Below are 24,439 nucleotides of genomic sequence, written 5' to 3' on the forward strand. Positions count from 1 at the left end.
TTCGGAGCTACCGAGGACCGCCCGGCAGCACCGTTCCGGGTTCGTCCTCGACGACCTCGACCGCTTCGGTCTTCGGGCTGCGCCGCTCGAACCGCGCCACCCAGCCGGCGAACCAGGAGAGCAGCATGCACATCCCGATGTAGATCGGGGAGATGATCATCACGACCGGGATGAACGGCAGGTCGTAGTCGAGGTTCGAGGCGATCAGCTTGCCCGCGTGCAGGAACTCCTCGTACGTGATCAGGTACCCGAGCGAGGTGTCCTTCAGGGCCACCACCAGCTGGCTGATGATCGTGGGCAGCATCGCCCGGACCGCCTGCGGGCTGAGCACGTACGTCATGACCTGGGTCTTGCGCATGCCCAGCGCGTACGCCGCCTCCCGCTGGCCCCTGTCGACCGAGTTGATGCCCGTACGGAAGACCTCGGCGAGGACCGAGCCGTTGTACAGGGTCAGCCCCGCCACCAGCGCGGGCAGCGGCTGGACCTTCAGTGCGACGAAGATGAAGAAGATCATCACCAGCACCGGCATCGCCCGGAAGAACTCCACGCACACCGTGGCCGCCCAGCGCACCGGCCGGTGCACGGACAGCCGCCCGGTCGCGAGCACCGCGCCGAGGACGAGCGAGAACACCGAGGCGTACAGGAAGGCCCTGAGGGTGTTCCCCAGCCCCCTGAGCAGCAGCTCCTGGATGCCCTTGTACGTGAAGGGGCTCCACTTGGCGGCGGTGAACTGGTCGGTGTCGAAGAGGAGGTAGAGGATCCAGGCGAGCAGGCCGAGGATCACCACCGTCGAGGCGATCCCGTAGAGGAAGTGCCGGCGCCGGGTCCGCGGGCCGGGCAGGTCGTAGAGGGCGGTGGACTCCAGGTCCCCCTGGAGGGCGTGCGCGGTCATCGGGTGATCCCCCAGCGCTTCTCCAGCACGTTGAAGAGCGCGCTGATGGACAGGGTGATGATCAGGTAGCCGACGGCGATCCAGAAGAACGTCCAGACGATGCTGTAGCCCAGCTCGTTGAGGGTCTTGTACGTGCCCAGCAGCTCGTTGACGCTGAAGGCGCCGGCGATCGCCGAGTTCTTGGCGAGCGCGATCAGCGTGGAGCCGATGGGCGGGATGACGGTGCGGAAGGCCTGCGGCAGGACCACCGCGCCCAGGGTCTGGGTGAAGGTCATGCCGAGACTGCGGGAGGCCTCGCCCTGGCCCTTGGGCACGGTGTTGATGCCCGAGCGCAGGACCTCGCAGATGAAGGCGGACGTGTAGCAGCCCAGCGCGAGGACCGCGAACACCTGGAAGGGCAGCACCACCCCGAAGCGCGGCAGGCCCAGCAGCACCGCGAAGAAGAGGAGCGTGAGCGGGGTGTTGCGGAGCACGGTGACCCAGACCGTGCCGAAGACCCGGAAGGAGCCGACGGGCGCGACGCGGAAGGAGGCCATCACGAAGCCGAGGACGAGGGCGAGGAGCGAGGCGTAGACCGTGAGCTGGACGGTCCCGAGGAAGCCCTTCCCGTAGACCGAGAAGTTCTCCGTGAGTACGTGCATGGTGGTGTGCTGTCCCCTCAGCTTGTCCGAGATGCCGTGGGTTCGGCGGAGGATAGAGAGGCCAGGTCACCTGTGTGTGCAGGCCAGCTGAGGTTCACTCGGAGGGGATCTGTTTGTGAGGAACCGTCGGGATTCCTGAGGGATCCACGGTATTCCTGCCTCATGTGCGTCTCCGATGAACTGAGGTGGCCAGAATGGGTTTGGCCGTTGTGCGGTCCCTGGCCGATGCGAGAACTCCCGCCTCGATCGAGGAACTCGCTGACTACGAACAAGAGCTGATCGACCAGTTCCTGCTTGCGGGGGTCGGCGCAGGGATCACCGATGGTTCGCTGGCCGGTGACCGCGCGGCCCTGTTCGAGTTCGTCCGCTTCACCGGCCGCCCGGTATGGACGGTGCAGGCCAGTGACGCCGACCGATTCCTTGCCTACCTGCGCAAGGAGAGGCTGCAGGCCCGGGCCACGGTCTACGACAAGGCCCGTGCCATCGCCCGGTTCTACGACTTCCTCATGGCCCGGTACCAGGGCGAGGTCCATGCCCGCACCGGCTATGTGCTGACGCAGCCGATCGACGAGTACAACCGGCCCAGCCATGCCGAGTACGGTGCCGGACGAGTGCCGCCGTCGGCCGATGACGTCAGCGGGCTCTTCGATGCATGGCGTCAGTCGCTCCCCGGAACACGCAAGTACCTGCCTTCGGCCCGGAACTACATGGCCGCCTCGTTGTGGCGCCGGGTGGGTCTTCGGATCACCGAGTCGGTGATGCTCGATATCCGTGACTGGCGTCCCGACTTCGGTGACTTCGGGAAGCTCCATGTCCGCCACGGCAAGGGCAGCCGGGGCCGGGGCCCCAAGACACGGCTGGTGCCTGGTATCGACCAGGTCTGCGACCTGATGGACTGGTGGCTGGCCGAGGTCCGACCCCACTACGGCCCCGACTACGCCGAGCCGGACGCACCGATGTTCCCCAGCGAGCGACGGGATGCGGCCTCCGACCGGTGCCTGAGAGTCGGTGCGGATGCCCTGCGTTCCGGATTCATCCAGGCCGTCAGGACATGGCTGCCTGCCTGGTCGGGACAGCTCACGCCGCACGGAATGCGGCACTTCTGCGCGTCCTCGCTCTACGGACGGGGCTTGGACCTCAAGGCCATCCAGGACCTGCTCGGCCATGAATGGCTGTCGACGACGACCCGCTACATCCATGTTCGTGAAGAACACATTGAGCTTGCCTGGACCAGCGCCAACGCACGTGTGGCAGCCCGTCTGGGCCAGGAGATCGGATGACGAGATGCGCTGGAACCTGCGGATGAAGGCAGCCGAACGCGGGATCTGGAAGTCCACCGAGATGCGCCGCCGCCTGGCAGAGGCCGGCCTGGAGATCAGCGCGGGCAAGATGTCGGCGCTGTGGACCACCACGCCGACGTCGGTCCGGCTCGACGACCTCGACATCATCTGCGCTGTCCTGGACTGCGACCCGACGGACCTGCTCATTCGCGAGCCTGAAGCCGTGGCCGCCAGGAGACCGCAGGAGGAAACTGCTCCCACGGTGGCCGCTACGGTGGCACCCCGGTGGGGCAGGCCGCGATCGGCGCCGCCGGCATGAGCAAGCCGTGGAAGACGATGTGCAGTATCTGCGGCGTCCGGCCCTTGGCCATGCCGAGGGTCGAGTACTGCTTCACCTGCTGGCCCGGCGGGCCGGTGACCCCGCCACCCTGCCTGCGCTGTGGCTCTCGCAGCCTCTACTACGCCTCCGGTCTCTGCGAACGCTGCCATCCCTCGGCGCGTCCACCGGTCGATTCCTGCGTCAACTGCCTTGCCTGGGGCGCCGAACGCCATCTGCGGTGGCACTGCAAGGGATGCAACAGCTGGCGCCGCACCTACTCGGTCTCGGGCCCGTGCCGCATTTGCGGACACTCGTCGCTCCTCGACATCGAAAACGTGTGCCGTCTGTGCCGCAAGCAGGCCGCCATGCTCCGCGGAGCCCGGGCACTGGGAACGCTGGAAGAGACCAGCCAGCACGGGCAACAGCTCTTCATCGCCGACCTGTTCTCCCGCCACGGACCACCCAAAGGCCGACGACCGTACTCCTCGCCCCCGACACCGTCGACCCTTCCTGCGGCCACACACCGGCAGATGGTGCTGTTCGACATGGCCCGCACACTTCGCCACCGCGGCCGACGCGGCCTGGCCCAGGCCGCGGACCCCGGCCTGGCGGCCCTGACCGAACAGCTGGTCAAGGAGCGGGCAGCCCGCTACGGCTGGAGCCACGGCACCATCTGCGACGTCCGAGCCGGCGTCAACATCATGCTCGGCTTCCAGGACACCCCCGGAGTGGCCATCACCGCGACCGACGTCGCCGTCCTCACGGAAGTCAACCTTCCCATCCGTCACGTCCTGGCGATCCTGAGCGAAGCCGGAATGCTCGAGGACGATCGTGTCCCCGCTCTGACCACATGGTTCGAGCGCCAGGTCCACGGCTTGCCCGAGCCCATGACCGAGGAACTGAGCTCCTGGTTCCGGATCATGGACGAAGGCAGCACGACCACACCCCGCCAGCGTCCTCGCACCGCCACAACAATCCGCCTCTACCTCGGCTGGGCCCTTCCACCGATCCGGGCATGGGCAGCCCAGGGGAAGAATTCGCTGCGGGAGATCAGCATCGACGACGTCCGACGTGTCCTGCCCACCGACGGCCTCCAGCGAGCTCAAGCCGGCAAGGGGCTGCGGTCGGTCTTCCGAATCCTCAAAGCCCGACGGATCCTGTTCACCAACCCGATCAGCCAGATCAAGACCGGCCATGAGCCGGACAGCGTCCCCACTGCGCTGAACGTCACCGACATCAAGGAAGCACTCGACTCTCCCGACCCGGCCCGCGCGCTGGTCGCGGCCTTCCACGCCTTCCACGCACTGCGGTCTCTGCAGATGCAGCGGCTCAAGCTCGCCGACATCCTCGATGGCCGGCTCACCCTGGGCGACCGCACCGTGCCACTGGCCGAACCCGTCCGGCAACGGCTGGCCACCTACCTCGACTACCGCAACCGCCGCTGGCCCAACACGGCCAACCCCCACCTGCTCGTCCACTTCCGCACGGCCAACAACACCGGACACGTCGGCTACCGATGGATCTACCTGCTGCTGGGCCCCAAGCTGAACACGCGGTCCATGCGCAGCGACAGATTCCTTCATGAAGCACTCGCCACAGGAGGCGACACCCGCCGACTGACCGACCTCTTCGGCCTCAGCTTCCAAGCGGCCCAGCGCTACACCAGCACCCTGGACAACACCGAACTCGGCGGCATCCAGACAACGGATACAGACCATCCAGGCCACAGTTCCTGAACCCGCACCCCGTACCCCCGCCATCAGGCACCCACCCCCGCCCGGTTCCCGGCCGAGGAACCTTCGGAATTGCCGAACCCACGAGCCTTCGCCGGGTAGCGGTCGATGGCGGGCGGCTTCGGTGCGGGCACGCCGGACAGGCCGAGCGTGGCCTCGTACGCCTTCTTCCAGTCGCCGTTCTTCTCGTGCGCCTCCAGGGCGTCGTCGAGGGCGAAGCGCAGGGCGTTGTCGCTGCGCGGGACGCCGATGCCGTAGGGCTCCTCGGAGAAGGGCGTGCCGACCACCTTCAGTTCCTCGGGGACCTTGGCCGCGTAGCCGAGGAGGATCGAGTCGTCGGTGGAGACGGCGTCGACCTGGTAGGTCAGCAGGTTGTCCACGCAGACCGAGTAGGTGTCGTAGGCGACCAGGACCGCCTGCGGGTACTCCTTCTGGAGCCGCTGGTACGGGGTGGAGCCGGCGGCGGAGCAGACCTTCTTGCCGGCGAGGTCCTCCGGGCCCTTGATGTCCTTCTCGTTCTTGCGGACGAGGAGGGACTGGCCGGCCAGGAAGTACGGGCCGGCGAAGCCGACCTGCTTCTTGCGGTTGTCGTTGATCGTGTAGGTGCCGACGTAGTAGTCGATCTGGCCGTTCTGGAGGGCGGTCTCGCGGTTGGCGGAGGCGATCGTCTTGAACTCGATCGTCTTGGGGTCGAAGCCGAGCGAGGCCGACATCATCTTGGCGATCTCGATGTCGAAGCCGGAGTAGCGGCCGCTCGCCGGGTCCTTCTCCCCCATGTACGGCTGGTCCTCCTTGGCGCCGACCACCAGGTGGCCGCGCTTCCTGGCCTTCTCCCAGGTGGGGGACTCCGGCAGCCGGAAGTCCGTCGCGACTTCGTACACCGGCAGGTCCTCGGGCTGCGGGCCCTTGACCGGGGGGCTGCCCTCCTTGCCGCAGCCGGCGAGGGCCGCCAGCAGGGCGGCGGCGAGGAGGAGGCGGCGGAGGCAGGTGCGCGGCCCCGCGCCGCGGGTTGGCTTCATCGGCCCGCCCCTCAGTGCTTGAGGATCTTGGAGAGGAAGTCCTTGGCCCGTTCGCTCTCCGGGGCAGTGAAGAAGGCCTCCGGTGTCCGGTCCTCGACGATCCTGCCGTCGGCCATGAACACGACGCGGTTGGCGGCGGAACGGGCGAAGCCCATCTCGTGGGTGACCACGACCATGGTCATGCCGTCGGCGGCGAGCTGCCGCATGACCTCCAGCACCTCGTTGATCATCTCCGGGTCGAGCGCGGAGGTGGGCTCGTCGAAGAGCAGCGCCTTGGGGTTCATGGCCAGGGCGCGGGCGATGGCGACGCGCTGCTGCTGGCCGCCGGAGAGCTGGGCGGGGTACTTCGGCGCCTGGTCGGCGAGACCGACGCGGGCGAGCAGCTCCCGGGAGCGCTTGTCGGCCTCGTCCTTCTTGCGCTTCCTGACCTTGATCTGCGCGAGCGAGACGTTGGCGAGGACGGTCTTGTGCGCGAAGAGGTTGAAGGACTGGAAGACCATCCCGACGTCGGCTCGGAGCGCGGCCAGCTCCTTGCCCTCGTCGGGCAGCGGCTTGCCCTCGAGCCTGATCGTGCCCGACTCGATGGTCTCCAGGCGGTTGATGGTCCGGCACAGGGTCGACTTCCCGGAACCGGACGGGCCGATGATCACGACCACCTCCCCGCGGCCGACGGTGAGGTTGATGTCCTGGAGTACGTGCAGTGCCCCGTAGTGCTTGTTGACGTCCCGCAGCTCGATCAACGGATCGACGGCCATGCGCTGCCCTGCCCACCTGTCGGAATCTCGAGGTCAGCGCAAACTATCCAGCCGCGGAAGAGCACTTCGCCTCGACACGCCTAAAGACGGCATAAAGCCCACGCGGTGATGAAACAGCCCCGCGTTCCGTTCACGGGAACCTCTTCGTCGACGCCCAGGACAGCCGCGAGGGGGAGCTGATCTTTCCGGCGCACCAGGGCGGCGTGGCCGCCTGACGGTGCGGGGAGGTCAGCCCTCGGAGGCTTCGGCGTAGGCCTGGGAGAGCTCGGGGGATCCGGTCATCGCCCAGGACACCCCCCACTCCACCACGTTCAGCTCGCGGCCCGAGGCCAGGCGGATCACCGGCTGGCCGTTGGGCCACGCCTGCCAGGCGGAGCCCAGCTTGGTCCGGATGATCACGGTCCCGAGGTAGAGGCCCGCGTCGTTGCCGAGCCAGGGCACGGCCACCGGGTCCCGGCGCCAGCGGGGCATCAGCTGGTCGAGCGCCTCCAACGAGGCCGGGCTCTCGTCGAGTTCCAGCCCGGCCGCCCGCGCGTGGACGCGCAGCATCTCGCATTCCGAGAACAACTCGTTGATGCCCTCGGGGTCGTCCGCGAGGGCGGCGGCGAGTCCCGTACCCCGTTCCGTTTCGTGCCGGTTCAGCCAGTTGCCCAGGAAGGGGATGTTCATACCGCCCAGCCTGGCACCAGGATCCCGCGCTGGCCACAGGGCGCGCGGGATCCGTTCACGCCGCCGCGGCTACGCGTCCAGCGCCAGGTCCACGACCACCGGGGCGTGGTCCGAGGCACCCTTGCCCTTGCGCTCCTCACGGTCGACGTAGGCGTCGGTGACGGCCTTGGTGAAGGGCTCGTTCCCGTAGACCAGGTCGATGCGCATGCCGCGGTTCTTGGGGAAGGCGAGCTGGCGGTAGTCCCAGTACGTGTACGGGCGGTCGTACTTGAGCGGGCGCGGCAGCACGTCGGAGAGCCCCGCGGCACGCAGTGCCTCCAGGGCGGCGCGCTCGGCGGGGGTCACGTGGGTCAAGCCCGCGAAGACCGCCGGGTCGTACACGTCCTCGTCGGTGGGGGCCACGTTGTAGTCGCCGAGCACGGCGAACGGACGCGGGCCGGCCGCGTCTTCGGCGACGGCGGCGGTCAGCGCGCGGAACCAGTCCAGCTTGTAGCCGTAGTGGTCGTGCTCGACCTCGCGGCCGTTCGGCACGTACACCGACCACAGGCGCACCCCGCCGCAGGTGGCGGAGATCGCCCGGGGCTCCTCGACGCCCTCGTAGTCGGGGCCGCCGGGCAGGCCGCGGACCACGTCCTCCAGGCCGACCTTGGAGATCAGGGCCACCCCGTTCCACCGGCCGGTGGCGTTGACGGCCGCCTCGTAGCCCAGCTCGCGCAGCTGCTCGTGCGGGAACTGCTCCGCGGAGCACTTGGTCTCCTGGATGCACACGACATCCGTGCCGGAGCTCTCCAGCCAGGCCAGCAGGCGCGGCAGCCGGGCGGTGATCGAGTTGACGTTGAACGTGGCGATACGCATGCCGTCCAACCTACCGCCCGGCTCCGACAGTCACAGTTCCGCGGCGTCCCCGGCGGCGAGCCGCCCGTGGTGGGTGCCGCCGAGGGCGGCCAGGGCGTGGTCGTAGATCGGCCGGGCGATGTCCGAGAGGTAGGCGTCGTGGATGTCGATGGCCCGGCGCGGCTTGACCTCGCGCAGGTAGTCGATCACTTCGGAGACCTTGTTCCAGGGCGCGTGCACCGGCAGCATCAGGGTGTCCACGGGCACCTCGGGCACGGTCAGCGCGTCACCGGGGTGGAAGAGCGAACCCTCCACCAGGTAGCCGACATTGGTGACCCGCGGGATGTCCGGGTGGACCACGGCGTGCAGCTCACCGTGCACCTGGACCTCGAACCCGGCGGCGCTGAAGGCGTCCCCGTGGCCGACGGTGTGCACGCGGCCCGGATAGGCCGGGGCCAGCCGCTCCGCGACACTGCGCAGCGTCCACAGCGCGGCGGCCGGGTTCGCGTCGAGGGCGGCCCGCAGCCGGCCCTCGTCGAAGTGGTCGGGGTGCTCGTGCGTGACGAGCAGGGCGTCCGCCCCGAGCCCCGCGTCGGGCTCGCTGAAGGCGCCCGGGTCGATGACGAGCACACGCCCGTCCTTCTCCAGTTGGACACAGGAGTGCAGCCGCTTGGTGAGCTTCATGATCCCAGGCTAGCGGCGGGACGACGGCTACACGGGCGGTACCACGGGGCTGCCGGGCCGGCCGCTAGGGGGTCGCCGTGGACACCACGTAGACCCGGGGCTTCTCCGGGTCCGTGAGGTCGACCGTGACGTCCCGGGTCGGGCGCGGGTTCGGCTGCTCCAGAGTGGTGCCGTACCAGGAGTTCTGCGGGCCCCAGCTCCAGCCCGCGACCGCGGCGTCGTGCCCCCCGACGGAGACCTCGCGGGTCATCTCCGCCCGGCCGGTGCCGACCTCGGCGAGGAAGGAGTCCAGGTCGGCGGGGGTGACCGCGAACTGCACGTACAGCCGACTGGTGCGCCAGTTGTTGGTCTCGAGGAACCCGACCCGCCAGGCCTTCGGCGGGATCGGCACCTCGTAGATGCTGCGCTGCACCTTCGACGGCCAGCCGGGGCGCACCTTGGTCGCGCCGACCTTGGCGGCCTTGTCGCGGCCGCTCTCGCGGCTCTGCTGGGCGGACACGGCGAGGTAGCCGGCGGGCACGCCGACCAGCAGCAGGATGATGATCGCCGTGATCCAGCGGCGCCGGACGACGTGCTTGCGGTCCTCCGCGGGGAGCCGCATGCGGCCCTCGTCGGGGGCGGGCGCCTGGCGGGGCAGGGTGGGCGGTGTCACTGCGTGTCCCCGTCCATGAGGTCTGCGGTCGTGGGGTCGGCGGTCGCCGGGTCTGCGGCCTTGGCCTCGGCGGCCTTGGTGTCCACCGCCTTGCGGTCCGCGGTGGCCGGGGAGTCGATCAGGCCCCACTGCGCGTAGCGCTCGTACCGCTCGACGCGCCGGCGGGTGGCGCGGCGGAAGCGGCGGGCGACGAGCCGGGCCAGGTCGGCGGCGCCGACCATGCCGGCCTCGGGGCCGAGCTGGGCCTTGGCGATGCGGGCCTCGGGGCGGTAGCCACGGCCGGTGAGGTGGCGCCGGAAGGCGTCCCGGGCGGGGCCGATCAGCAGGTCGTCGGCGGCGCTGACACCGCCGCCGATGACGAAGCAGGAGGGGTCGAGGGCGGCGGCGAGGTTGGCGATGCCGACGCCGAGCCACTGGCCGATGTCCTCGAGGAGCTCGATGCACATGGCGTCGCCCTCGCGGGCCAGCTCGGTGATGAGCGGCCCGGTGATCTCCGAGACGTTGCCGCCGACCCTGGCGATGATGTCGTGCGCGACCGGGGAGTCGGCGGCGGCCAGCTCGCGGGCCTCGCGGACCAGTGCGTTTCCGGAGCTGTACTGCTCCCAGCAGCCGCGGTTTCCGCACGGGCAGCGGTGGCCGCCGGGGACGACCTGCATGTGGCCGAACTCGCCGGCGACCCCGAAGCGGCCGCGCTTGACCTGGCCGCCCTCGAGGATCGCGCCGCCGATGCCAGTGCCGAGGGTGATCATGACGAGGTGGTCCTCGCCGCGCCCTGCGCCGAAGCGCCACTCGGCCCAGGCGGCGGTGTTGGCATCGTTGTCGACCATGACCGGGACCACGAGCCGGGACTGCAGCGCGTCGCGCAGCGGCTCGTCGCGCCAGGCCAGGTGGGGTGCGAACAGCACGCGGGAGCGGTCGGCGTCGACCCATCCGGCCGCGCCGATGCCCACGGCGTGGACGTCGTGCCGGTCGGACAGGTCGAGGACCAGCTCGACGATGGTGTCCTCGACGACCTTGGGGCTCTTGGACTTGTCGGGGGTCTCGGCGCGGATCTTCTCCAGGATGATCCCGTCGGCGTCGACGACGCCGGCCATCACCTTGGTGCCGCCGATGTCGATGCCGACGGTCGGGACGCGCGGGGCGGTCAGGTGCGACCGGCGCTCACGGGTCCCGATGGTCCGCAGGACGGTGCCTCGCGCGGACCCCCGGTGGGTGAGCGTGAAGTCCCGGTACGTGCTCATCGAGTCGTGTCGTCCCTCAGGGTGCGGTGGTGCCGGACGCCGGATCGGCTGCTCCGGACGGGTGGTCCGGTCCTGATTCTGCCACCCGCTCCAGTTCGTGGCTCAGCTCGTCCAGCTCGGAGCCGCCCGCCATCTGCCGGGTGAGCTCGTCCAGGGTGATCGAGTCGCGGGTGTGGCTGCCGGCCATGGTGCCGCGTTTGAGCAGCACGAACCGGTCCCCGACGAGGTAGGCGTGGTGCGGGTTGTGCGTGATGAGGACCACGCCGAGACCGGCGTCGCGGGCTGCGGCGACGTACTTGAGGACCACGCCGGACTGCTTCACGCCGAGGGCGGCGGTGGGCTCGTCGAGTACGAGGACCTTCGCGCCGAAGTAGACGGCGCGGGCGATGGCCACGCACTGCCGCTCACCGCCGGACAGGGTGCCGATCGGCTGGTCGACGTCGCGCAGGTCGATGCCCATGCGCAGCAGCTCGGCGCGGGTGGTCTCGCGCATGAACTCCACGTCGAGGCGGCGGAAGGGGCCGCGGCCCTTGGTGGGCTCGGAGCCGAGGAAGAAGTTCCGCCAGACGGGCATGAGCGGGACGACGGCCAGGTCCTGGTAGACGGTGGCGATGCCGTGGTCGAGGGCGGCGCGCGGGTTGGCGAGCGCCGTCTCCTCGCCCTCGATCTCGAAGCTGCCGGCGTCGTGCCGGTGCAGCCCCGCGATGATCTTGATGAGGGTGGACTTCCCGGCGCCGTTGTCGCCGAGGACACAGGTGATCTCACCGGCGTGGACCTCCAGGGAGACTCCCTGGAGCGCGCGGATGTTGCCGTAGTACTTGCTGACGTCGGTCATCTTCACGAGCGCCGGCGCGGGGGTCTTCCCGTCCGCGGCCCGGGACACGGTCTCGGTCATCACTTCGCCTCCGCCCGCTTGCGGACCCATGCGTTGAGCAGCGTGGCCAGCAGGAGCATCGCGCCGAGGAAGAACTTGAACCAGTCCGGGTTCCACTGGGCGTAGACGATGCCGTTGCTGGTCATGCCGAAGATGAAGGCGCCGACGGCCGAGCCGATGGCGGAGCCGTAGCCGCCGGTCATCAGGCAGCCGCCGATGACGGCCGCGATGATGTACAGGAACTCGTTGCCCACGCCCTCGCCCGACTGGACCACGTCGAACGAGAAGAGGATGTGCTGCCCGGAGATCCAGGCGCACAGGGCGACGCCCATGTAGAGGCCGATACGGGTCTTGACGACCGGGACGCCGGTCGCGCGGGCCGCGTCCGCCCCGCCGCCGACCGCGAAGATCCAGTTCCCGGCGCGGGTGCGCAGCAGGATCCAGGTGGCGACGGCGACCAGGGCCAGCCACCACAGGATGGTGACCTTGAGCGTGACCGAGCCGATGTTCCACTGCGAGGCGAAGAGCGCGCGGGCGGAGGAGAAGCCCTCCATGTCGGCGATGGTCTTGGTCGAGACGGAGCCGCTGATCAGCTTGGTGAAGCCGAGGTTCAGGCCCGTCAGCATCAGGAAGGTGCCGAGCGTGATGATGAAGCTGGGCAGCCTGGTGCGGGTCAGCATGAACCCGTTGAAGAAGCCGATGGCGAGGGTGACCAGCAGGGACACCCCGACGCCCACCCACACGTTCGCGGTCATCTGGTAGCTGACCATCGAGCTGACCAGCGCCGAGGTCGTGACCATGACGCCGGCGGAGAGGTCGAACTCGCCGCCGATCATCAGCAGGGCCACGGGGCAGGCCATGATCCCGATGGTGGAGGCCGAGTACAGGATCGTGCTCAGGCTGGAGGCCTGCAGGAAGCTGGGCGCGGCGAAGGAGAAGAAGACGAAGACGGCGGCCGCGCCGACGACCGCGCCCAGCTCGGGGCGGCCGAGCAGCTTGCGGACCAGGGAGGTGGGGGCGAGCCGCTCGTCGCCGGCCGTTGCCGTGCTCATCGGCTGCCCCGCTTGATGAACTCCTCCAGCTTGGCGGCCTCGTCGGCCGTCACGATCTGCGGTCCGGTGAGTACGGGGCGGCCGCCGCCGAGCACGTTCGCGTTGTAGCGGTACAGCCAGAGCAGGTCGATGGCCTCGTAGCCCTGGAGGTAGGGCTGCTGGTCGACGGCGAAGCCGAGGGCGCCGGACTTGAGGTCGCGGGCGACCGACGCGTTGAGGTCGAAGGTGTCGACCTCGGCCTTGCTGCCCGCCGCGTCCTTCGCCTTGACCGCGGTCGGGGCGAAGGGAGCGCCGAGGGTGACGATCGCGTCGACGGACGGGTCGGCCTGGAGCTTCGCCTGGAGGGCCGCCTGGACGGAGGGCATGTTGGTGCCCTCGACGTACAGGTTCTCCATCTCCCCGCCGAAGGTCTTCTTCGCCCCGGCGCAGCGCTGCTCGTGGCCGACGTTGCCCTGCTCGTGCAGGACGCAGACGGCCTTCTTCCTGCCGCGCTTGGTCAGCTCGGTGCCGACCGCCTCGCCGGCGATCTCCTCGTCCTGCCCGATGTGGGTGAGGGCGCCGTACGCGGCGGACTGCGCGGATCCGGAGTTGACCGTGATCACCGGGATGCCGGCCTTGACGGCCTTGCCGATGACGTCCTTGAGCGCCTCGGGCTTGGCCAGGCTCACCACGATCCCGTCGACCTTCTGGTCGATGGCGTTCTGCACGAACTGGGCCTGCTGCTGTGCCTGGTCGTCATGGGCGTAGACGAAGTTGATGTTGTCCTTCGCCGCGGCCTCCTTGGCGCCCTTCTGGACGATGTCCCAGAAGGTGTCACCGTCGCCCGCGTGGGTGACCATCGCGAAGGTCCAGCGCGGGGTGGACACGGCGGGCCGGCCCGCCTGGGCGGCCTTCGCCCGGTCCTCGGCACGCTTGCCGCCGGTACTGCTGCAGCCCACGAGGGAGGCTCCCAGTACCGTCGCGAGCACGGCGCCCACGACGCGTACCCCTGTCCGAACCCTAGCCACGTCTGCGTGCCCTTCCCTCGTCCTGCATGCTGCTGATGTCAAAGCGGTCATTCCGGTTCCAGCCGCTCAGTATCCGCCACAGTGGACCATGTGCGGTCATCGGGGCCTTCGAGGCCATCTGGGCCATCCGGGTACTGTCGGGCAGATTGACAGCCACCTCCGACGGGGTCACTTTGAGTGCATGCGCATCGGGGTGATCGGAACGGGCCGGATCGGCTCCTTCCACGCGGCGGCACTGGCCCGCCACCCGGACGCCGGCTCGCTGCTGCTCGCCGACGCCGATCCCGCGCGTGCGGCGCGCATCGCCGACCGGCTGGGGGCGACCGCCGCCCTCCGTGGAGCAGGTCTTCAAGTGGGGTGTGGACGCCGTGGTCGTCGCCTGCGCCACCGACGGGCACGCGGAGCTGGTCCTGCGGGCGATCCGCGGCGGACTCCCGGTGTTCTGCGAGAAGCCCCTGGCCACCGATCTCGCCCGGACGCTGACCGTACTGCGCGAGGTCACCGCCGCGGACGGGGTGCTCCAGCTGGGCTTCATGCGCCGCTTCGACGCGGGCTGCCGCACCGCGCGCGAGCTGGTGCGCTCCGGAGCCCTGGGCCGGCTGCACACCGTACGGACGATGACCGCCGATCCGGCGCCGCCGCCCGCCGCCTACCTGGCGACGTCCGGAGGCCTGTACCGGGACTGCATGGTGCACGACTTCGACATGGTCCGCTGGGTGACCGGGCACGAGGTGACGGAGGTCTACGCGACCGGCTCCGACGCGGGTCCGGCGATGTTCCGCGAGGTCGGCGACGTGGACACCGCCGTCGCCCTCCTCACCCTGGACGACGGGACCCTGGCCACCTGTACGGGCACCCGGTGCAACGGCGCCGGGTACGACGTGCGGATGGAGCTGGCCGGGGAGCTCGACCAGGTCTCCTCCGGGCTGGACGACCGTACGCCGATCGCCTCGACCGAACCGCAGGGCCCGCCCCCGGCGAGCAAACCGTGGACGGGGTTCCTGGAGCGGTTCGCCCCCGCGTACGAGGCGGAGCTGGCGGCCTTCGTCCGGCTGGTGCGCGGCGACGGCCCCAACCCGTGCGACGGCCGGGAGGCGCTGGCCGCGCTGCGGATCGCGGAGGCCTGCGAGCTGTCGCGCCGGGAGCGCCGCCCGGTCCGGATGGCGGAGCTCCCGGACCTGTAGGGGCCCCGGGGACGGCTGCGGTACGGGATCGGCCACGGGCGGCGGCTACCAGCGCACCGGCAGTCGGGTCACGCCCCGGATCAGGCTGCCCCCGATGTACGTCGGCGCCTCCCCGGCGGGGTCCTCGGCCAGGTCCGGGAAGCGCTCCAGCAGCCCTCGGATCGCGATGCGGCCCTCCATCCGGGCCAGCGGGGCGCCGATGCAGAAGTGCAGTCCGTGCCCGAAGGCGAGGTGGCCCTGCGGAGCGCGCCGGATGTCGAACGTGTCGGGCGCCTCGTACCGCACGGGGTCGCGGTCCGCGCCGGCCAGCGAGACGAGGACGGTGGCTCCGGCCGGGACGGCGGTGCCGCCTATCTCCATGTCCTCGCGGGCGTAGCGGTAGGTGGTGTTCTGCACCGGGCCGTCGTAGCGGAGCATCTCCTCGATCGCGCCGTCGAGCAGGCCGTCGGGGTCGGCGCGCAGGGCGGCCAGCTGGTCCGGGTGGGCCAGCAGGGCGCGCGTGCCGTTGGAGATGAGGTTGACGGTGGTCTCGTGTCCGGCGATCAGCAGCAGGAAGGCCATGCCGATCAGCTCGTCGGGCGACAGCGCGTCGCCGTCCTCGTCGCGGGTCCGGATGAGGGCGCTGAGCAGGTCATCGCCGGGGTCCTTGGCTTTGGCCCCGACGAGCTCCGCGAGGTAGTCGCCGAGCTTCTGGTGCGCGGTGGTGCTCGGGGTGACGGAGGTGGGCGCGAGGACCTCCTTGGACCAGTAGCTGAAGCGCTCGCGGTCCAGGTCGGGGACGCCGAGGAGTTCGCCGATGACAGTCATGGGCAGCGGGAAGGCCAAGGCCTTGATCAGGTCGGCGGTGCGCTGCGGGCGGCCGGCCATCGCATCGAGCAGGTCGTCGGTGATCTGCTGGACGCGGGGGCGCATCGCCTGCACCCGGCGGGCGGTGAACTCGCGGGCGACCAGGCGGCGCAGCCGGGTGTGGTGCGGCGGGTCGGCCTCCAGCATGTTGCTGTTGGCGGGAGTGGTCGCAATGCCCGGCAGGACTGCGCTGCTGATCCAGTTCTTCGACAGACCCGGGTGGTTGAGGGCGTGGCGGGCCTCTTCGTAGCCGACGACCAGGAAGGTCGGCGCGTACTCGGCGGCCGTGACCTCGACTTGGTGCACCGGTCCCGCCGCGCGCAGCCGGGCGTAGAAGGAGTAGGGGTCTGCGTGGAAGTCTGCGTCGTTCACGCTGATGTCCGGTTGTGGCATGCGGTCACATTAATGTGACCGCTCGGTGCTGGGACCATCGATTTCCGGTCATGCGCCCGAGATCGGACGACATCCGAGGTCATCCGGCCACGGCGCGGCGGCCCCAGGCCGTGCCGCCGAGGACGAGAGCGGCGCCCACGAGGCCGGCCGGGCCGAGGTGTTCGCCGCCGATGGCGATGCCGGCCGCGGCCGCCCACAGGGGTTCGGTGCCGAGCAGCAGGCTGACCCGGGAGGGCGAGGAGCGGCGTACGGCCCACATCTGCACGAAGAAGGCGAAGAGGGTGCAGAAGACGGAGAGGAAGGCGAGCCCCGCCCACTCGGCGGCCCCGAAGCCGGCGGCGGCCGCCCAGGGGCTGTCGCCGGTGCCGGGCACGGCGGCCAGTACGGCGAAGACGAGAACGGCGCCGCCGAACTGAACGGTGGTCAGCGACAGCGAGTCGGCGTCCTGGACGGCCTTGATCCGGGCCATCAGCAGGACGTGCAGGGTCCGGGCGAGCGCCGCGCCGAGGATGAGCAGGTCGCCGGTGCCGGGGACGGTGAACCCGGCGCCCTGGGTGAGCAGGACGACGCCGGCGAGGGAGGCCACGGCTCCCGCGAGGAAGGCGCCCGACGGCGCCGTGCGCCGTACTGCGGCCTCGGCGAGCGGGGTGAAGATCATGGTCAGGCTGATGATCAGCCCGGCGTTCGTGGCGGACGTGTGCACGACCCCGTAGGTCTCCAGCAGGAAGATCCCGCCGAGTACGAGCCCCAGCAGGCCCGCGCCGCGCACCTGCCCGGCGGTGAGCGCCCGCAGCCGCTGCCACCCGGCGACGGCGAGCACGGGCAGTACGAGCGCGAAGCGCAGGACGAGGACGGCGACCACGGTGTGGCCCGTGGTGATGCCCTTGGCGGCGAGATAGCTGCCGCCCCAGACGACGGCGACGGCGAGGACGGGCAGATCGGCGAGCCAGGCCCGGCGGGGGGCGGCAGCGCGTGCAAGGAGGGCGGACGAGCTCACCAGGGACTCTCCATCGGCGTGAAGCGGGTGGAGACTTCGGCGGCTCCCTCGGGCGCGGCTCACCGTACCGGAGCCGATCATGGCGGTCGAGCGGTTTCACCCGGGCCCGACCGGGGCCCGTACGCCGGGCCCCGGTCGGCGCCGGCGTGGACGGGGATCAGCCGAAGGTACCGAAGGTGGGCCGGCCCGTCGGGCGGTACGTGAGGATGGCGGCGCCGTTCGGCGTCGTGCGCGAGGCGGCCAGCTCATAGGCCGTGGGCAGCCCGCCCGTCGGGAACAGCCGCCGTCCGGCGCCCAGGAAGACGGGGTACACCTCCAGGTTCAGCTCGTCCACGAGGTCCCGCGCCAGCAGCCACTTGGCCAACTGCCCGCTGCCGTGCACCTGGAGCTCCCGGTGCCCCTCCAGCCCGTCCTTGATCCGCATGATCTCGCTCTGGAGCTGCTCCCCGTCGATGACGGTGGTCCCCGCCCAGGCCGGTTCCTTGAGGGTGGTCGAGGCCACGTACTTCGGCAGGCCGTTCAGCCGGCTCGCGATCGGGTCGGTGGGGTCGGTCCTCTTCGGCCAGTAGTCGGCGAAGATCTCGTACGTCCGGCGCCCGAGCAGGAAGGCCGCGGCCCGGTCGAACAGCTCGGTGGTGAACGCCCCCACGCCCTCGTCGTAGAACGGCGTCAGCCAGCCGCCGTACTCGAACCCGCCGCCGGGGTCCTCCTCCGGCCCGCCGGGGGCCTGCATCACTCCGTCGAGGGTCACGAAGGTGGTGAGGGTCAGCTTGCCCATGGCTCTGCACTCCTTGCGTCCAGTGTCTCCTGCACGGGTTTCCCCTGCACGGGTTCAGACTCCCGGCAGCCCCGGAACTCATCGGCGCGGCGCGCGCGAACGCGAGGTCCGATTCCCGCCAGCGCCCGCCCCCCTCCCCCTATTTCATTGAACTCGCAACGACTTATCGGGCAGCGAGAACGAGGGAGAAGAACCATGAGCAGCAACAGCACGGCGGTGGCACTGGTGACCGGCGGCAGCCGCGGCATCGGGGCGGCCACCGCCCTGCGGCTGGCGGAGGACGGCGCCGACGTCGCGCTCACCTACGTCAGCGACGCGGAGGCCGCGGCGGAGGTCGTGGGCAAGATCGAGGCGCTCGGCCGCCGCGCCCTGGCGGTCCGGGCCGACATGGGCGACCCGGCGCAGGCGGTCGCCGCGGTGGAGGAGACCGTACGGGGCCTGGGGCGGATCGACGCACTCGTGAACAACGCGGGCATCGGCGTACTCGGGCCGCTGGACGCCCTGACCCCGGCCGAGGTGGACCGGGTACTGGCGGTCAACGTGCGCGGCGTGTTCCTGACCACCCAGGCCGCGGCCGCACGGATGGGCTCCGGCGGCCGGATCGTCACCATCGGCAGCTGCATGACCGCGCGGGTCCCCGGCCCGGGCGGCACCCTGTACGCGATGAGCAAGGCCGCGCTGACCGGCCTGACCAAGGCGCTGGCGCGGGAGCTCGGCGGGCGCGGCATCACCGCGAACCTCGTGCACCCGGGCCCGGTGGACACCGACATGAACCCGGCGGACGGCCCCCACGCCGCCGCGCAGAGCGCACTGACGGCCCTCGGGCGCTTCGGCACCGCGCAGGAGGTGGCGGCCATGGTGTCCTTCCTCGCCGGTCCGGACGCCGCCTATGTGACGGGCGCCGAGTTCGCGGTGGACGGCGGCCACGCGGCGTAACGCCTACGGGGATACGCCGACGGGGCGCACCGCTGCTGCGGTGCGCCCCGTCGGGCCGTGCGGGCCCCGGGGGTGTCGGCCCCCGGGGCAGTCACGGGGAACCGGCCGGCGTCAGCCGCCCAGCTCCTGGTGGCGGGCGGTCAGCGCGGCCGCGCCGGCCTCCGTCAGCGAGCCGTACAGGCGCAGGCGGGAGAAGCCGCCGTCCGGGAAGATGTCGATCCGGACGTGGGTGCCGACCGCCGGGGTGTCCAGTACGAAGCGGTGGTTGGTGTCGGGCTGCAGGCGGGTGCGCGGCAGGAACTCCGTCCACTCGCCCTCCTCGCCGGACTTGACGGACAGCGAGGCCCAGCCGGCCGAGTTGCCCTTGAGGTAGGCGGTGTCGATCTCGACGGCGCGGATCTCGGAGTCGGCCACCAGCTGGTAGCGGATCCAGTCGTTGCCGTTGTCGCGGCGGCGGGCGGTCTCCCAGCCGTCGTCCATCTTGCGGGAGCGGCCCGGGTTGATGGTGTTGGTCGGCGGGGAGTAGAAGCGGTTGGAGGCGTCCTGGACGGAGCCGCCGTTCTCCAGGGCCGCCACGTCGAAGGAGCCGAGCGCGTCGAGCCACTTCGGGTCGGGCACGACCTCGCCGTAGACGCGCAGGCGGGCGATGCCGCCGTCGGGGTGCTGGTTGACCCGCAGGTGCGTGAAGCGCTGTACGACGTCCACTTCGAAGCCGTTGGCCGCGTGGCCGCCGACCGGGGTGCGGGCGACGATGGTCGTCCACTTCACGTCGTCGCCCTGGAGCTCCTCCGGGGTCGGCGCGAGGGCGCCCGCCCAGTTGGCGGCCTCGATGGAGACGGCCTGCGGCATGTTGCCGCGGAAGTGGGCGGTGTCGACGACGATGCCGCGGATGACGCCGGGGGCGCCCAGGCGTACGAGCGCCCAGTCGTGGTCGTCGGGGGTCGGCCAGGGCTGGGTGGCGCAGACGCCACGGCGGCGGCGGGTCTCCCAGCCGTCCATGACCTTGCCCTTGTGGCCGAAGTCCTCGGGGTCGAAGTGCGCGGCCTCGGAGATCAGCAGGTTCTCGCGCTGGGCGAAGAACTCGTCGTTCGCGGCGATGACACCGGCGCCCAGCTCACGGGCGGCGAGGTTCGCGTACTGGGTGAAGGGGAAGTCCGCGGTGCGGTAGTCCGCGTACGGGTCGCCGCCTCCGTACGGGTTCGCGTTGCCGGTGAAGGAAGGGATCGCCGTCACAGTCAGTTCTGCCTTTCGAGGAGTCGGCCCGTGGGCTCGGTCGGGGTGCCGTGGTCGGCGATCTGCGCACCGCGCAGCCAGGTGGACTTCACGACGCCGTGCAGGGTCTTGCCCGCGTACGCCGTGACCCGGTTGCGGTGGTGGAGTTCGGCCGGGTCCACGGTGAACGTTTCTTCGGGGGCGAGCACGGCGAAGTCGGCGTCGCGGCCGGCCTCGATCGCGCCCTTCTGCGCCAGTCCGGCGAGGGCGGCCGGAGCGGCGGACATCCAGCGCACGACGTCCTCGAGGGAGCGTCCGCGGCGACGGGCCTCGGTCCAGATCGCCGGCAGGCCGAGCTGCAGGGACGAGATGCCGCCCCAGGCGGTCGCGAAGTCGTCCGTCTTCAGGTCCGCCGTGGAGGGCGAGTGGTCGGAGACGATGCAGTCGATGGTGCCGTCCGCGAGCGCGTCCCACAGGAGGTCCTGGTTGGCGGCCTCGCGGATGGGCGGGCAGCACTTGAACTCGCTGGCCCCGTCGGGCACTTCCTCGGCCGTGAGGGTGAGGTAGTGCGGGCAGGACTCGACGGTGATCCGTACGCCCTCGGCCTTGGCTGCGGCGATCAGCGGCAGCGCGTCGGAGGAGGACAGGTGCAGTACGTGGACGCGCGCGTTCAGCCGCTTCGCCTGGGCGATCAGGTTGCCGATCGCGGTGTTCTCGGCGTCGCGCGGGCGGGAGGCGAGGAAGTCGGCGTACTTGGGTCCGGGGACGACCGGCGCGGAGTCCAGGTGGTGCGGGTCCTCGGCGTGCACGATCATCAGGCCGCCGAAGCCGGTGATCTCGGCGAGGGAGGTGGCCAGCTGCTCCTGGTCGAGCTGGGGGAACTCGTCGACGCCGGAGGGCGACAGGAAGCACTTGAAGCCGTAGACGCCGGCGTCGTGCAGCGGCGCCAAGTCCTTGACGTTGTCCGGCAGGGCGCCGCCCCAGAAGCCGACGTCCACGTGCGCCTTGGTGCGGGCGACCTCCTGCTTGACGCGGAGGTGGTCGACCGTGGTGGTCGGCGGCAGGGAGTTGAGCGGCATGTCGAGGATCGTGGTGACGCCTCCGGCCGCGGCGGCGCGGGTGGCCGTCCAGAAGCCCTCCCACTCGGTGCGGCCCGGGTCGTTCACGTGCACGTGGGTGTCGACCAGGCCGGGGAGCAGGACGTCGTCGCCGAAATCCTCGAGCCGGGCGCCGGCCGGCACCTCGGCGTCGTGAGGCAGTACGGCGACGATCTTCCCGGCGGCGACGGCGACCGAAGCGGCGCGCGTCCCCCCGGGGGTGATGACGCGAGTCGAGCGCAGTACCAGTTCCACGTCGTGGGACACGCCGGAACCTCCCCATCTACTTCCACAGAGCGAAATTCAACGTTCTGTTGACGGAGTCTCGCCGCCGATCCGGAGCCAGTCAAGAGCGTCCGGACAGAGCACTGACACACCGGAGTCGCAATTGGATGTTTCCACAGGATGGAATTAAGATTTCACTATCCAGAATGTAGCTATCACCACCGGGGGCGGGCGGGTAACTTCCCGAGGACGTCCGCCACCCGGACAAACCCCCTCTGACCGGCGGGGACGGCTTCGACCCGGCTCTAGGGCCGACGCCGACCGACCGGTAGGCTGATTCCTTGCCTGCCAGCACCGAAAGGACCGCGCCGTGCCGACGTCCAGCGCCAGCACCACCGACGCTTCCGCCAAGCCCACCGCCGCCAGCGGTGGCGTTCAGTCCCTTGAGCGCGCCTTCGATCTGCTCGAACGCATGGCCGATGCCGGGGGTGAGGTCGGCCTCAGCGAGCTCTCCACCGCCAGCGGTCTGCCGCTGCCGACCATCCACCGCCTCATGCGCACCCTCGTGGCATGCGGCTACGTCCGGCAGCAGCCCAACCGACGGTACTCCCTCGGCCCCCGGCTGATCCGCCTCGGCGAATCCGCGTCGCGCCTCCTGGGGACCTGGGCGCGGCCGTACCTCGCCCGTCTGGTCGAGGAGACCGGCGAGACGGCGAACATGGCCCTGCTCGACGGGGACGAGATCGTCTACGTCGCCCAGGTGCCGTCCAAGCACTCCATGCGCATGTTCACCGAGGTCGGCCGCCGGGTGCTGCCGCACTCCACCGGTGTGGGCAAGGCGCTGCTCGCGTACACCCCCGCCGACGAGGTACGGGCCCTGCTGGCGCGCACCGGGATGCCGGCCGCGACCGAGAAGACCATCACCACGCCCGAGGGCTTCCTGGAGGCCCTGGAGCAGGTCCGCAAGGTGGGCTACGCGGTCGACGACAACGAGCAGGAGATAGGAGTCCGCTGCCTCGCCGTGTCGGTGCCGAACTCGCCGACCGCCGCCGCGATCTCCATCTCGGGTCCGGCCGGCCGCGTGACCGAGGCCGTGGCCGAGTCCTTCGTGCCGATCCTCCAGAACGTCGCGGCCGACCTGTCCGTGGCCCTGCAGAGCCAGAACCCCGCGTAGGTTCCGGCCCGGGCCCCCGGCCCCGTACGTACGAAGGCCCCGGCCCCCTCTGGTGCGAGGGGGGCGGGGCCTTCGCGTGGTGCGAGGGGGGCGGGGCCTTCGCGTGGTGCCAGGGGCGGGGCCTTCGCGTGCGTACGGGCGCTCAGGCCGCCGGGACGGACTCCGGCTCCGATGCCGCCTCCGTCAGGCGGCCGTCCGTCATCGTCGCCGTCCGGTCCATCCGCTCCAGGTGGGCGTGGTCGTGGGTGACCACCACGGTCGCGGTGGAGCGCTCGCGGGTCAGGGTGACCAGCAGGTCGAGGACGGCCGCACCGCGCTCGTGGTCCAGGGCGCTCGTCGGCTCGTCGACCAGGAGCACGGCCGGCTCGTTCATCAGGGCGCGGGCGATGTTGATGCGCTGGCGCTGGCCGCCGGAGAGCTGGTGGGGGCGCTTGTCGGCCTTGTCGGCCAGGCCCACCGCGTCCAGCAGTTCCAGCGCCCGGCGGCGCAGCGCCCGCGACGGGCGGCCCGAGAGGTGCGCCATCACCTGGAGCTGCTCGGCGGCGGTGAGCGAGGCCAGCAGGTTCGGCTGCTGGAAGACGATGCCGATCTTCTCGCGGCGCAGGGCCGACTTCTCGGCCGCGCTCAGCCGCGCGGTGTCCTGGCCGGCCACCACCACCTGCCCGGAGTCCGGGGTGACCAGGGTGGCGGCGACGGCCAGCAGGCTGGACTTGCCGGAACCGGAGGGTCCGATCACCGCGGTCAGCGTGCCCGCGGGCACGTCCAGCCGGACCCGGTCGAGGGCGGTGAGTCTGCTCTCGCCGTCCGGATAGGTGAGCGTGACGTCGTGCACGAGGAGGGTCATCGGGCGCTCCCGAGGGCGGTCAGGGGGTCGACGGCGGTGATCCGCCGGATGGACAGGGCCGCGCCCAGGGCGCCGAGCACGATCATGATCGCGGCGGGTGCCAGTACGGTCGCGGTGTCGAGGACGAAGGGCACGTTGCCGCCGCTGATCAGCGCGCCGAACCCGGCGGCGATCGCCGTACCGAGGCCGGTGCCGATCACGAGCATGACCACGGCCTGGCCGAGCGCGTCCCCCAGCAGATACGGGGTGGAGGCGCCCAGTGCCTTCAGTACGGCGACGTCCCCGCTGCGCTGGATCGTCCAGACGGTGAAGAAGGCCCCTATGACCAGGGCCGAGATGACGAAGAGGAAGCCGCGCATCAGCTGGAGCGAGCCGTTCTCGGCCTGGTAGGACCCTATGGCGCCGAGGGCCTCGTCGACGGTCCGGGCCTTGGTGGCGGCCGCCTTGTCGCCGGCGGCGAGGTCCGCCGATCCGGCGGTGTCGAGCGCGATCACGGTGGCGAGGGTGTCGATGGAGGTGCCGGGGTTGCCGATGCGCTGCCAGTCGCCCAGGTCCATCCAGACGACCGGGGTGTGGCTGTACGCGGCGGTTCCGGAGACTGCGGCCACGGTCAGCTCGAGCGGGCCGATCTTCAGCTTGCCGCCGGCGGCGAGGCCGCCGAGTTCCTTCGCGGCCTTCTCGGTGAGGACCACCTGCCCCTGGGCGAGGCCGCTGCCGCGCGGCGGGAGCGGGCCGGCCGGGTCGACGCCGAACACGGAGACGGCGGCGGTGCGCTCGCCCGCCGCCGCGTTGGTGGTGCGGATGCCGAGCGGCTGCGCCGACTTCACACCGGGCTGCGTCCGCCAGGCCTGCCAGGCCTTCTCGGGCACCTGGGAGTTGGTGAAGGACACCTTCTGGTCCCCCGTCGGCGCGGCGAAGGCCAGGTGGGTGGCGGGCAGGCCGGTGACGGCCGAGATGTTCTCCCGGGCCAGGCCGGCGGTGAGCCCGGACAGCAGGCCGACCAGCAGCGTGATCAGCAGTACGACCGAGCCCATGAGGGCGAAGCGGCCCTTGGCGAACCGTAGATCTCTCCATGCGACGAACATGATCCCCACCCTGGTC

The 24,439-nt window shown here is 70.8% G+C and carries 24 protein-coding genes and 1 pseudogene; 6 read left to right on the forward strand and 19 right to left on the reverse strand.

The genetic code is table 11. From position 1 onward, the window contains the following. Positions 1-7: 7 nt before the first annotated feature. Complete coding sequence (locus OHT74_RS08595; RefSeq protein WP_328619908.1) at positions 8-892, reverse strand: amino acid ABC transporter permease; 885 nt, start codon at positions 890-892, stop codon at positions 8-10. Then, a complete protein-coding gene (locus OHT74_RS08600; RefSeq protein ID WP_266662252.1) occupies positions 889-1,533 on the reverse strand; it encodes an amino acid ABC transporter permease in 645 nt (214 codons plus the stop codon). Before OHT74_RS08600 ends, OHT74_RS08595 begins: the two co-directional genes overlap by 4 nt. Before the next feature lie 209 nt (positions 1,534-1,742). On the opposite strand from OHT74_RS08600, the gene OHT74_RS08605 reads away from it, so the two are divergent. The 3 genes from OHT74_RS08605 to OHT74_RS08615 all read left to right on the forward strand — a co-directional run bounded on the left by OHT74_RS08605 (position 1,743) and on the right by OHT74_RS08615 (position 4,868). Then, positions 1,743-2,813 carry a tyrosine-type recombinase/integrase gene (locus OHT74_RS08605; RefSeq protein ID WP_328619909.1) on the forward strand — a complete coding sequence of 357 codons (1,071 nt, stop codon included), beginning with the start codon at positions 1,743-1,745 and terminating at the stop codon, positions 2,811-2,813. A gap of 4 nt (positions 2,814-2,817) precedes the next feature. Further along, positions 2,818-3,132: a helix-turn-helix domain-containing protein gene (locus OHT74_RS08610; protein WP_328619910.1), complete on the forward strand. Its 315-nt coding sequence runs from the start codon at positions 2,818-2,820 to the stop codon at positions 3,130-3,132. 365 nt (positions 3,133-3,497) lie between these two features. Further along, positions 3,498-4,868 (forward strand): hypothetical protein, encoded by a 1,371-nt coding sequence (locus OHT74_RS08615; protein ID WP_328619911.1) that lies wholly within the window; start codon positions 3,498-3,500, stop codon positions 4,866-4,868. A gap of 23 nt (positions 4,869-4,891) precedes the next feature. Here the strand turns inward: OHT74_RS08615 and OHT74_RS08620 are convergent, their stop codons facing one another. The 10 genes from OHT74_RS08620 to OHT74_RS08665 all read right to left on the reverse strand — a co-directional run bounded on the left by OHT74_RS08620 (position 4,892) and on the right by OHT74_RS08665 (position 13,652). Next, positions 4,892-5,884, reverse strand: coding sequence for a glutamate ABC transporter substrate-binding protein (locus OHT74_RS08620; protein WP_328619912.1), 993 nt, complete (start codon positions 5,882-5,884; stop codon positions 4,892-4,894). An 11-nt stretch (positions 5,885-5,895) separates the two neighbouring features. Beyond that, complete coding sequence (locus tag OHT74_RS08625; RefSeq protein ID WP_266634630.1) at positions 5,896-6,639, reverse strand: amino acid ABC transporter ATP-binding protein; 744 nt, start codon at positions 6,637-6,639, stop codon at positions 5,896-5,898. A 228-nt stretch (positions 6,640-6,867) separates the two neighbouring features. Further along, positions 6,868-7,308 carry a DUF6278 family protein gene (locus tag OHT74_RS08630; protein ID WP_266662260.1) on the reverse strand — a complete coding sequence of 147 codons (441 nt, stop codon included), beginning with the start codon at positions 7,306-7,308 and terminating at the stop codon, positions 6,868-6,870. A 69-nt stretch (positions 7,309-7,377) separates the two neighbouring features. Continuing rightward, complete coding sequence (locus OHT74_RS08635; protein ID WP_266662262.1) at positions 7,378-8,163, reverse strand: exodeoxyribonuclease III; 786 nt, start codon at positions 8,161-8,163, stop codon at positions 7,378-7,380. A 30-nt stretch (positions 8,164-8,193) separates the two neighbouring features. After that, entirely contained in the window at positions 8,194-8,826 is a 633-nt protein-coding gene (locus OHT74_RS08640; RefSeq protein ID WP_266997796.1) for an MBL fold metallo-hydrolase, read from the reverse strand. A 64-nt stretch (positions 8,827-8,890) separates the two neighbouring features. Continuing rightward, complete coding sequence (locus OHT74_RS08645; protein ID WP_328623283.1) at positions 8,891-9,427, reverse strand: hypothetical protein; 537 nt, start codon at positions 9,425-9,427, stop codon at positions 8,891-8,893. 47 nt (positions 9,428-9,474) lie between these two features. Then, complete coding sequence (locus OHT74_RS08650) at positions 9,475-10,719, reverse strand: ROK family glucokinase (RefSeq protein ID WP_328619913.1); 1,245 nt, start codon at positions 10,717-10,719, stop codon at positions 9,475-9,477. A gap of 16 nt (positions 10,720-10,735) precedes the next feature. Further along, a complete protein-coding gene (locus OHT74_RS08655; RefSeq protein ID WP_328619914.1) occupies positions 10,736-11,614 on the reverse strand; it encodes an ATP-binding cassette domain-containing protein in 879 nt (292 codons plus the stop codon). After that, entirely contained in the window at positions 11,614-12,645 is a 1,032-nt protein-coding gene (locus tag OHT74_RS08660) for an ABC transporter permease (protein WP_266662270.1), read from the reverse strand. Before OHT74_RS08660 ends, OHT74_RS08655 begins: the two co-directional genes overlap by 1 nt. After that, positions 12,642-13,652, reverse strand: coding sequence for a sugar ABC transporter substrate-binding protein (locus OHT74_RS08665; RefSeq protein ID WP_443047318.1), 1,011 nt, complete (start codon positions 13,650-13,652; stop codon positions 12,642-12,644). Before OHT74_RS08665 ends, OHT74_RS08660 begins: the two co-directional genes overlap by 4 nt. 181 nt (positions 13,653-13,833) lie before the next feature. Between OHT74_RS08665 and OHT74_RS08670 the strand changes: the two are divergent. After that, positions 13,834-14,836: pseudogene (locus OHT74_RS08670) on the forward strand (Gfo/Idh/MocA family protein). 45 nt (positions 14,837-14,881) lie between these two features. On the opposite strand, the gene OHT74_RS08675 reads toward OHT74_RS08670, so the two are convergent. From OHT74_RS08675 to OHT74_RS08685, 3 genes are all read right to left on the reverse strand, one after another. Further along, positions 14,882-16,075 (reverse strand): cytochrome P450 family protein, encoded by a 1,194-nt coding sequence (locus tag OHT74_RS08675; RefSeq protein ID WP_328619915.1) that lies wholly within the window; start codon positions 16,073-16,075, stop codon positions 14,882-14,884. Positions 16,076-16,154: 79 nt separating this feature from the next. Then, entirely contained in the window at positions 16,155-17,072 is a 918-nt protein-coding gene (locus tag OHT74_RS08680; RefSeq protein WP_328619916.1) for a DMT family transporter, read from the reverse strand. 157 nt (positions 17,073-17,229) lie between these two features. Beyond that, positions 17,230-17,850: a dihydrofolate reductase family protein gene (locus tag OHT74_RS08685; RefSeq protein ID WP_328619917.1), complete on the reverse strand. Its 621-nt coding sequence runs from the start codon at positions 17,848-17,850 to the stop codon at positions 17,230-17,232. Between the two features lie 195 nt (positions 17,851-18,045). On the opposite strand from OHT74_RS08685, the gene OHT74_RS08690 reads away from it, so the two are divergent. After that, positions 18,046-18,786 carry a 3-oxoacyl-ACP reductase family protein gene (locus tag OHT74_RS08690; RefSeq protein WP_328619918.1) on the forward strand — a complete coding sequence of 247 codons (741 nt, stop codon included), beginning with the start codon at positions 18,046-18,048 and terminating at the stop codon, positions 18,784-18,786. Positions 18,787-18,897: 111 nt separating this feature from the next. On the opposite strand, the gene alc is transcribed toward OHT74_RS08690, so the two are convergent. Then, entirely contained in the window at positions 18,898-20,019 is a 1,122-nt protein-coding gene (gene alc / locus OHT74_RS08695; protein ID WP_328619919.1) for an allantoicase, read from the reverse strand. Between the two features lie 2 nt (positions 20,020-20,021). Next, positions 20,022-21,362: an allantoinase AllB gene (allB, locus tag OHT74_RS08700; protein ID WP_328619920.1), complete on the reverse strand. Its 1,341-nt coding sequence runs from the start codon at positions 21,360-21,362 to the stop codon at positions 20,022-20,024. A gap of 328 nt (positions 21,363-21,690) precedes the next feature. Between allB and OHT74_RS08705 the strand changes: the two genes are divergently transcribed. Then, positions 21,691-22,494, forward strand: coding sequence for an IclR family transcriptional regulator (locus tag OHT74_RS08705; RefSeq protein ID WP_266662288.1), 804 nt, complete (start codon positions 21,691-21,693; stop codon positions 22,492-22,494). A gap of 142 nt (positions 22,495-22,636) precedes the next feature. On the opposite strand, the gene OHT74_RS08710 is transcribed toward OHT74_RS08705, so the two are convergent. Together OHT74_RS08710 and OHT74_RS08715 are read right to left on the reverse strand one after the other, a co-directional pair. Continuing rightward, on the reverse strand, positions 22,637-23,338 hold the full coding sequence (locus tag OHT74_RS08710; protein ID WP_328619921.1) for an ABC transporter ATP-binding protein: 702 nt from the start codon (positions 23,336-23,338) through the stop codon (positions 22,637-22,639). Then, a complete protein-coding gene (locus OHT74_RS08715) occupies positions 23,335-24,423 on the reverse strand; it encodes an ABC transporter permease (protein WP_266662292.1) in 1,089 nt (362 codons plus the stop codon). Before OHT74_RS08715 ends, OHT74_RS08710 begins: the two co-directional genes overlap by 4 nt. Between the last annotated feature and the right edge of the window lie 16 nt (positions 24,424-24,439).

Origin of the sequence: Streptomyces sp. NBC_00354, assembly GCF_036106915.1 — a bacterium.
In the GTDB taxonomy this organism is placed as follows: Bacteria; Actinomycetota; Actinomycetes; order Streptomycetales; family Streptomycetaceae; genus Streptomyces.